This is a genomic window from Brachyspira sp. G79 (assembly GCF_002379365.1).
Taxonomy (GTDB): Bacteria; Spirochaetota; Brachyspiria; order Brachyspirales; family Brachyspiraceae; genus Brachyspira.
Genome location: NZ_JQIU01000008.1, coordinates 1,523,174 through 1,530,293, shown reverse-complemented (window position 1 = coordinate 1,530,293; position 7,120 = coordinate 1,523,174). Strand labels below are relative to the sequence as shown.

General features: G+C 26.6%; 9 protein-coding genes. 1 reads left to right on the top strand and 8 read right to left on the bottom strand.

Going from position 1 to position 7,120, the window contains the following annotated elements:
- On the top strand, positions 1 to 1,143 hold a 1,143-nt coding region (locus KQ44_RS08180; RefSeq protein ID WP_143277884.1), incomplete at its 5' end, for a DUF4132 domain-containing protein.
- A gap of 7 nt (positions 1,144 to 1,150) precedes the next feature.
- Here the strand turns inward: KQ44_RS08180 and KQ44_RS08175 are convergent.
- From KQ44_RS08175 to KQ44_RS08145, 8 genes are all read right to left on the bottom strand, one after another.
- Positions 1,151 to 1,633, bottom strand: coding sequence for a hypothetical protein (locus tag KQ44_RS08175; RefSeq protein WP_096736992.1), 483 nt, complete (start codon positions 1,631 to 1,633; stop codon positions 1,151 to 1,153).
- 124 nt (positions 1,634 to 1,757) lie between these two features.
- On the bottom strand, positions 1,758 to 3,170 hold the full coding sequence (purF, locus tag KQ44_RS08170; RefSeq protein WP_096736991.1) for an amidophosphoribosyltransferase: 1,413 nt from the start codon (positions 3,168 to 3,170) through the stop codon (positions 1,758 to 1,760).
- Positions 3,171 to 3,641: 471 nt separating this feature from the next.
- On the bottom strand, positions 3,642 to 4,268 hold the full coding sequence (locus KQ44_RS15010; protein WP_240516555.1) for a heterodisulfide reductase-related iron-sulfur binding cluster: 627 nt from the start codon (positions 4,266 to 4,268) through the stop codon (positions 3,642 to 3,644).
- A gap of 133 nt (positions 4,269 to 4,401) precedes the next feature.
- Positions 4,402 to 4,629 carry a 4Fe-4S dicluster domain-containing protein gene (locus KQ44_RS15005; protein ID WP_240516554.1) on the bottom strand — a complete coding sequence of 76 codons (228 nt, stop codon included), beginning with the start codon at positions 4,627 to 4,629 and terminating at the stop codon, positions 4,402 to 4,404.
- Between the two features lie 16 nt (positions 4,630 to 4,645).
- Complete coding sequence (locus KQ44_RS08160; protein ID WP_096736990.1) at positions 4,646 to 5,326, bottom strand: TIGR04283 family arsenosugar biosynthesis glycosyltransferase; 681 nt, start codon at positions 5,324 to 5,326, stop codon at positions 4,646 to 4,648.
- The gene (locus KQ44_RS08155; RefSeq protein WP_096736989.1) at positions 5,327 to 5,986 is read right to left on the bottom strand and encodes a TIGR04282 family arsenosugar biosynthesis glycosyltransferase; all 660 of its coding nucleotides are present in this window, start codon (positions 5,984 to 5,986) and stop codon (positions 5,327 to 5,329) included.
- The gene (locus KQ44_RS08150; protein WP_096736988.1) at positions 5,987 to 6,391 is read right to left on the bottom strand and encodes a hypothetical protein; all 405 of its coding nucleotides are present in this window, start codon (positions 6,389 to 6,391) and stop codon (positions 5,987 to 5,989) included. It lies immediately after the preceding gene.
- A 19-nt stretch (positions 6,392 to 6,410) separates the two neighbouring features.
- Positions 6,411 to 7,112 carry a YdjY domain-containing protein gene (locus KQ44_RS08145; RefSeq protein WP_096736987.1) on the bottom strand — a complete coding sequence of 234 codons (702 nt, stop codon included), beginning with the start codon at positions 7,110 to 7,112 and terminating at the stop codon, positions 6,411 to 6,413.
- Positions 7,113 to 7,120: the final 8 nt, after the last annotated feature.

The window sequence follows — 7,120 nt, the reverse complement described above, 5'->3', positions numbered from 1 at the left end:
GCTTATAATATTTACAAAGAAACAGGTAAAGAAACAGCACAATTAATTTACGGATTATATGGAGGCTATGAAGCATTAGAAGAAATATACAAAAAAGACGGCGAATCAAAATTATTTTTTAAAATACTATCTTTAAATAAAGAAAATGAATACACAATTAAAATACTATTTAATATATATAATAATGCCAAAAGAATGGCGACAAAAAATAATGCTTTTGATATTTTAATAGAAATTGCTAAAGATAAAAAAATTCCTTTTTACAATTTAGAATTGAAATATAATTCAAATATTGGATTTGACAAAAACAGCGAAAAGATTATTGATGAAAATTATAAATTAATATTGAACAATGATTATTCTGTAAGTATATTCGATATAAATATAAATAAAATATTAAAATCCATTCCAAGAAGTTTAGATAGTAACAAAAAAGAAGAAATAAAACATATAAGAGAACAAGTTGCTAATATTATAAAAAAATTCTCGTATATATTAAATAAACTACTAATTGCAGGAGATAAATATAATTATGATTTTTTCAAAGAGGTATTTATTGACAATACAATAATGAATAAATTTGACTTATCACTTATATGGAATTTGTATGATAGTAGTAATAATTTTATAACTACATTCAGATATGCAGGCGATGGAAGCTATACGAATTGTGATGATGAAGAAGTGAAAATTGATAATAGCAGTTTTATTAGTTTAGCAAGCCCTATTGAAATGGAAGAAGAAACTATTATAAAATGGAGAAAACAATTACAAGATTATCAATTATCGCAGCCTATAAATCAATTAAGCATAATAAAACTTGATAAAAATAATTTGGAAAATGAAATAAACAAACTAGAAAATATAGAAATAGCATATGGTACTTTTAAGGCATTTGGAATGAGATATGGTATGTTTCCTTTATATACAGAATATAGAACAATAAAAGAATATGCTTTAACTCTTGATAATGGAGATACTTTTATAATCAAAGCTCAAATTGATGGTGAAGCTGATTATAAAGATAAAGTAAAAATAAATATAGAGTTTAAAAATAATGAAAATAAAGAAGTATCAAAAAGATTTATTTATACTATTCTTATATTTATGATATGGGATTTTCGTTTAACTAATTTATTTTAAATAAATATTATTTTTCAGGTTTTGTAATTTCTGTAATTTTTACTTCTTTTACTTTTTCTCCTGCTGTTTTCTTTAATGTAAGTTTTTCTCTGTCTTTTTCAGCTATGTAGTAGTTATTTCTTAATTTTAATACTATATCTTTAGCTCCATTTATACCATCATTTTTTTTATAGGCACTTACAAGAATTTGTATTAATGATACAGTAGAAGGAAGCCCTATATAAATAATAGCAGCAGCGGCAGATGGAATAGTTGCTATAGAAGAAGCTATTAATGCTTTGTCTTTCCCTAATTTTTTTGATGATATTATAGCAGTAGCTGCAACTAACACTCCTCCTATAAGAACGCCCCAAGCGATCTTACCAGTGTTTTTTATATTTGATATTTTTTTGCCTAGTTTATACTCAGCATAAATAATATCATCATTATTCATTAAAGCATCAACTAATTCCTCTTCATTCATGCATATTTTATAAGAAACTTCTTTCATAATAACTCTTTACCCCATTTATTATTTTTTTATATGATAAATTTATTATAGATAAAAGTCAATTATTACATTAATAATTTTTATAAAAAAGGACTTCATAAAAATGAAGCCCTAATTATATAAATTAGCAAGTCTTATCTATATGTACTTTTTTTGGTATTTCTGTAGGATAACTTCCGTTAAAACAGCCTATGCAGTAATTTTTGTTTCCTAAAGCCTCAAGCATATCTTCTATTGTAAGATATTCTAAAGTATCAGCATTAATCTCCTTTCTAATCTCTTCTACAGAAAGTTTTGCACCTATAAGTTCCTTTTTTGAAGATATATCAACACCATAGTAGCAAGGACTTTTTATAACAGGAGAAGCCGATCTAAAATGTACTTCTTTAGCACCAGCACGCCTTACAATATCTATTAATATTTTGCTTGTAGTACCTCTTACTAATGAATCATCTATAAGTATAACTCTTTTTCCGTCTATCAAATGCTTTAAAGGATTAAATTTTAGTTTAACAGTTTCTTCTCTTGTAGACTGTTCAGGCATAATAAATGTTCTTCCAATGTACCTATTTTTTACCAAACCTATACTGTAAGGTATTCCGCTTTCCTGAGAAAATCCTAAAGCTGCTATAGTACCAGAGTCCTGAACTCCTATAACTATATCAGCATCAACTTTATTTTGTCTTGCAAGAAGTACACCTGTCTGAAATCTTACATTATAAACATTAATGCCGTCTATATTGCTTTCAGGACGTGCAAAGTATATATGTTCAAAAGCACAAGGACAATGTTTAACATCTTCTTTAGTATATTTAAAAGATTTTACACCTTCATCATCTATTATCACCATTTCTCCTGCTTCAATATCCCTTACAAACTTTGAGCCCACAGCATCTAAAGCACATGATTCTGAGGCCAAAAAATAATCACCATTTGCATTTGTACCCAAACATAAAGGTCTTATACCATAAGGATCTCTTACACCTATAAGTTTGCCGTCTACAACTATAACAAGAGCAAAAGCACCTTTTATAATATTAACGCTTTCTTTTATTCCTTCTATAAAATTACTTACTGTTTTTCTCGCTATAAGTTTAATAATAACTTCTGTATCGGAAGTAGCATTAAATGTAGCTCCTGCCTCTTCAAGTTCATATCTCAATTCTTCGGCATTAGTTAAATTACCATTATGAGCTATAGCTATTTGACCCAATCTAAAAAGATTCTCAATAGGCTGAGCATTTTCTATTTTGCTAGCACCTGTGGTAGAATATCTCACATGACCTATTGCAATATTTCCTTCTGTATCTTTAGGAATATTACTTGTAAACAAGTCAGATACAAGTCCCATAGCTTTATATGTAAATAAATGCTTATAATTTGATATTGTAATACCTGCACTTTCCTGTCCTCTATGCTGTAATGAATAGAGTGCATAATTGAGAGTTTTTAATATATCTTTCTTAATATCTTTGGAATAAATACCAAAAACTCCGCATTCTTCTCTAGGCTTATCGTATGTTGTAATATTATTCATATATTATTATAACCAACTTTATTTTTATTTTTGACCTATCAATATTATAATTAATTTCATTTTAAAACAATAGATTTATTAAAATTTATTATTATATAAAATACATATGTAAAATATAGAAACTATTAATTTTTTATCAGACTTGTTTCAAAACTAATTTTATTTATTATCTGCAGGACTAGCACTTAGCTATGAGTACTGTAGTCATAGATGTGATACGAAAAGTTTTGCCACACGAAAAACGCAATTGCTAGAACTTTATATTTTAGACATATGTATGGTAATACTTAAAATTGCGGTTAAAAATGTAGTTCTTTCACCGAATGTTTACAGCTATGGTTCTTTTATACCACAGGCGGACGATGTCATAAAAGAACTGATGGCGGCACTACTGTGAAGCTCTACGAATATTTAAATTAAAAAAATTTATTTTTGACAAATTATAGTTGTTTAGGCATATACTAAATTTAATCAATAAAATTTAAACATCGCCCTATTAAAAATAGAACTCCTATTTTTTATTTCTAAACTATCAATACCAAGCATACTAAGAAGCAAATGCCTTACATTATTTATTTTGTTTCTATTAAAATTACCCGCACAAGTGGCACAATAAACATATAAGTTATTTAATCTTTTACTCTTTAATTTTTCTATAAATCCAGAAGCTATTTTATTTTCATTAACTATGGCACAGCCTCCTAATCCGCAGCAATTAATATCATTTATATCTTTGATAATTATATCTTTATCTATAATATTTAATATAGAGTTCTTTATATGTCTTGTTTTTTTATCAGGACAAGGTATGAATAAATTAATTTCTTCATCGATGTTTAAATTAAATTTTAAACCAAGCTCATTAAGTTTTTCATATATGCTTATAATTCTAATGCTGTTTATTCTAGGACTTAAAAAATAATAGCAATTAGGACATAATGTTACTATCTCTTTTACACCATGCAAAATCATTCTATCTTCAAGTTTTTTTATAATACTATCTTCATCTATACCAAGTTCAGCTATTGGCTTACCGCAGCAGTCAAATACAGAACCTATATTATATTCTTCTTTAAACTTCTTTAATATATATCCCAAAGCATTAGGATAAAATGATGAAAAATTACAGCCTGAAAATATTACAGATTCGCTTATAACATTTTTATAATTCTTAAAAATATAATTGCTTTTTTCTAAACAAAAGAAATTTATATTTTTTCTCTATTTCTTTTTATTTTTCTACATCAGAGTTTATTTTATTTATTCTCATACACATAGATATTTTGTTTCCATCTATATCCTTAGGACAAACTATATTACAGTCATTGCATAAAAAACAATGATAAGCTAAATCTTCTCTTTTTGAAAATGCTTCCAAATCTATATTGTACTTAGTTAAAAAACTGCATTTCTTAACACATTTATTGCAATGTATACAGTCTTTTACATTATCAGGCATATGCATAAAAAACTCCTTACTTCATATTATTATATATATCTGCTATTTTTCCTATATCATAACCTTTCCTAAACATATGCTGAAGTTTCTGCATACAAATAATAGTTTTTATAATACCATTTTTTTCAAAACGTCTGGAAGAAGATATTATATAAGAATCAATATATTTAATAGGATAAAGTTTTTTTAATTTTATGGATAATTTATAGTCTTCCATAAGTGCTATATCATCAAACATTCCTATACTTATAAATAAATCTTTTTCTATAAATATACCCTGATCTCCAAATGCTATATTTCTAAATTTTACTCTCAAATTAGAAAAAAATCCGCATATCCCCATTAATATTTTTTTACTGTCAAATTTTATTTTTAAACAGCCCGATTTACTGCCTTTTTCAATAAACTTCTCTATTTTTATTATAACATTTGTTTCTATAATGCTGTCAGCATGCAAAAATAAAAGTATATTATATTTACTCTCTAAAGCACCTCTATTTAACTGTTTAGCCCTTCCTCTTTCAGAATGCACTATTTTATAATTACTTGTTTCTTTTATTATACTCAAAGTTTTATCAGTGCTTCCTCCGTCAGAAAATATAACTTCAAAATCACCTTTCAAAACTTTTAAATTATTTATTAGTCTCTCTATTATATTCTCTTCATTTAGTATTGGTATTATTATAGATACTGACATTTATAAAAGTCCCATATTTTTTAAAAACTTCTCAGTATTTTCTAAAAGTGCTTCTCCATTATTTATTCTTTCACTTAAAGATAGCAAATCCTCATACTCATCAATATCATGCTTTTTTTCTATAACTGAATATTTAAAATTATTTTTTTCTATAGAGAATAAAATATCTTTCAAAATACCGCTTTCAGATTTTACTATAATGTCACTGTATTTATTCATACCCACAAGATAATATCCGCCGTCAAAACTCTCACCAAATACAAAATCATTATCACTGAGTATATTAAATGCATTTATAATATTTTCTTTAGTTATTTCTGGTATATCAGCACCAATTAAAACGCATTTATCATATCCTAAAGATAATACCTCTTTAATAGAATTATATATTTTTTCATTAAGATCGCTGCCTTCCTGTTTGATATACTCAACATCATTATTAAATATTTCTTTTAATATATTAAAATCACCCTCTGGATTATATGATACTATAATATCAATATTATACTCTTTTAATCCTATCATTTCTTTATATATATCTTTTAAAAAACATTTATGAATATCGGCACATTCATCTGGGGTTAATTTTGTTTGAAGTCTTGTTTTTGTTTTTCCAGCTATTGGTATTCTAGTAAATATTATAAAGGCATCTGATTTCATTTATTCATTACCTTTATCTATCACTTTTTTAGAATATATAATAATAAGTCCGCCAAAAATAAATAAAAGCAGAATAATATTTATAGTATTAAGTTTTAGTGATTTAAAAGCATATAATCCGTCTCTTATAATAGAAGCAGGAATATATGCAGCATTTTTCACAGACAATATTATTAAAGTAATTGCCAAAAATAATATAAGATTAATAGATGAAAATATTTTAAAATTTTTAAAAATATTCTTTTTACTGCTTACAAATAAGAATATAATAAAAAGCAAAGCCCATATAATAAAAAAGCATAAACCTACATTAACTCTCATCTCAAGCCATACATTTTTAAACATAATAAAGGCAATTATCATAGCCCATAAGAAAGTATTATAAAGTATAATAAAATATTTCACCTATCAATCCCTTTAATTTTTAATTATTATCTTCAGCTATTCTAAAAATAACTGACACTCTTGTTCCGTCAGCAGGAAGTACATCTTCTCTGCCGTATCTTCCTATTTTTTTTACTTCAACAGCACCTGTTTCATAAGCAGCATCACTTGTAATACCAACTGCACAGCTGTCAAGACATAGTATGCAGCCTGTTCTTTTAGATTTAGCAGCCTCAAAATTTCCGCCGAATCTAATATCCATAGGTCTTTCTTCATCTGATCTTATTATATCTGCAAAAGGAATTTCTTTACCCAAACCGTCCCAAGTAACAAATACATCTAATTTCTGACCATCAACTGTTTTTTCTAATTTCATATCTTCCATAGTAAGATTGTTTCCAGCTACTGCCCCTATATCTATTAATGCCTGATAAAATTCTCGCTCATCTGACAAACCTCTCAAAACTGATTTATCTCCGTTAGCACCTCTGTCAAATACTATACCATGTCTTGTAGGACTGTTAAAATATTTGGCATTTACTTCTGCTGGAATGATAACTTCTTTTTTCTCTATATCAATAACAACAGGTTCAGCTCCTTCATCTCTAAGTATTACGCTTCCCATAGAGTTAGTTAATTCTGCACTGCTTACTGATGATGATTGTTGTTGTTTATTTCCGCATGATGATAACATAAATGCAAATAATAAACATAACATAATAATAATTTTTTGTTCATACATTACTCCTT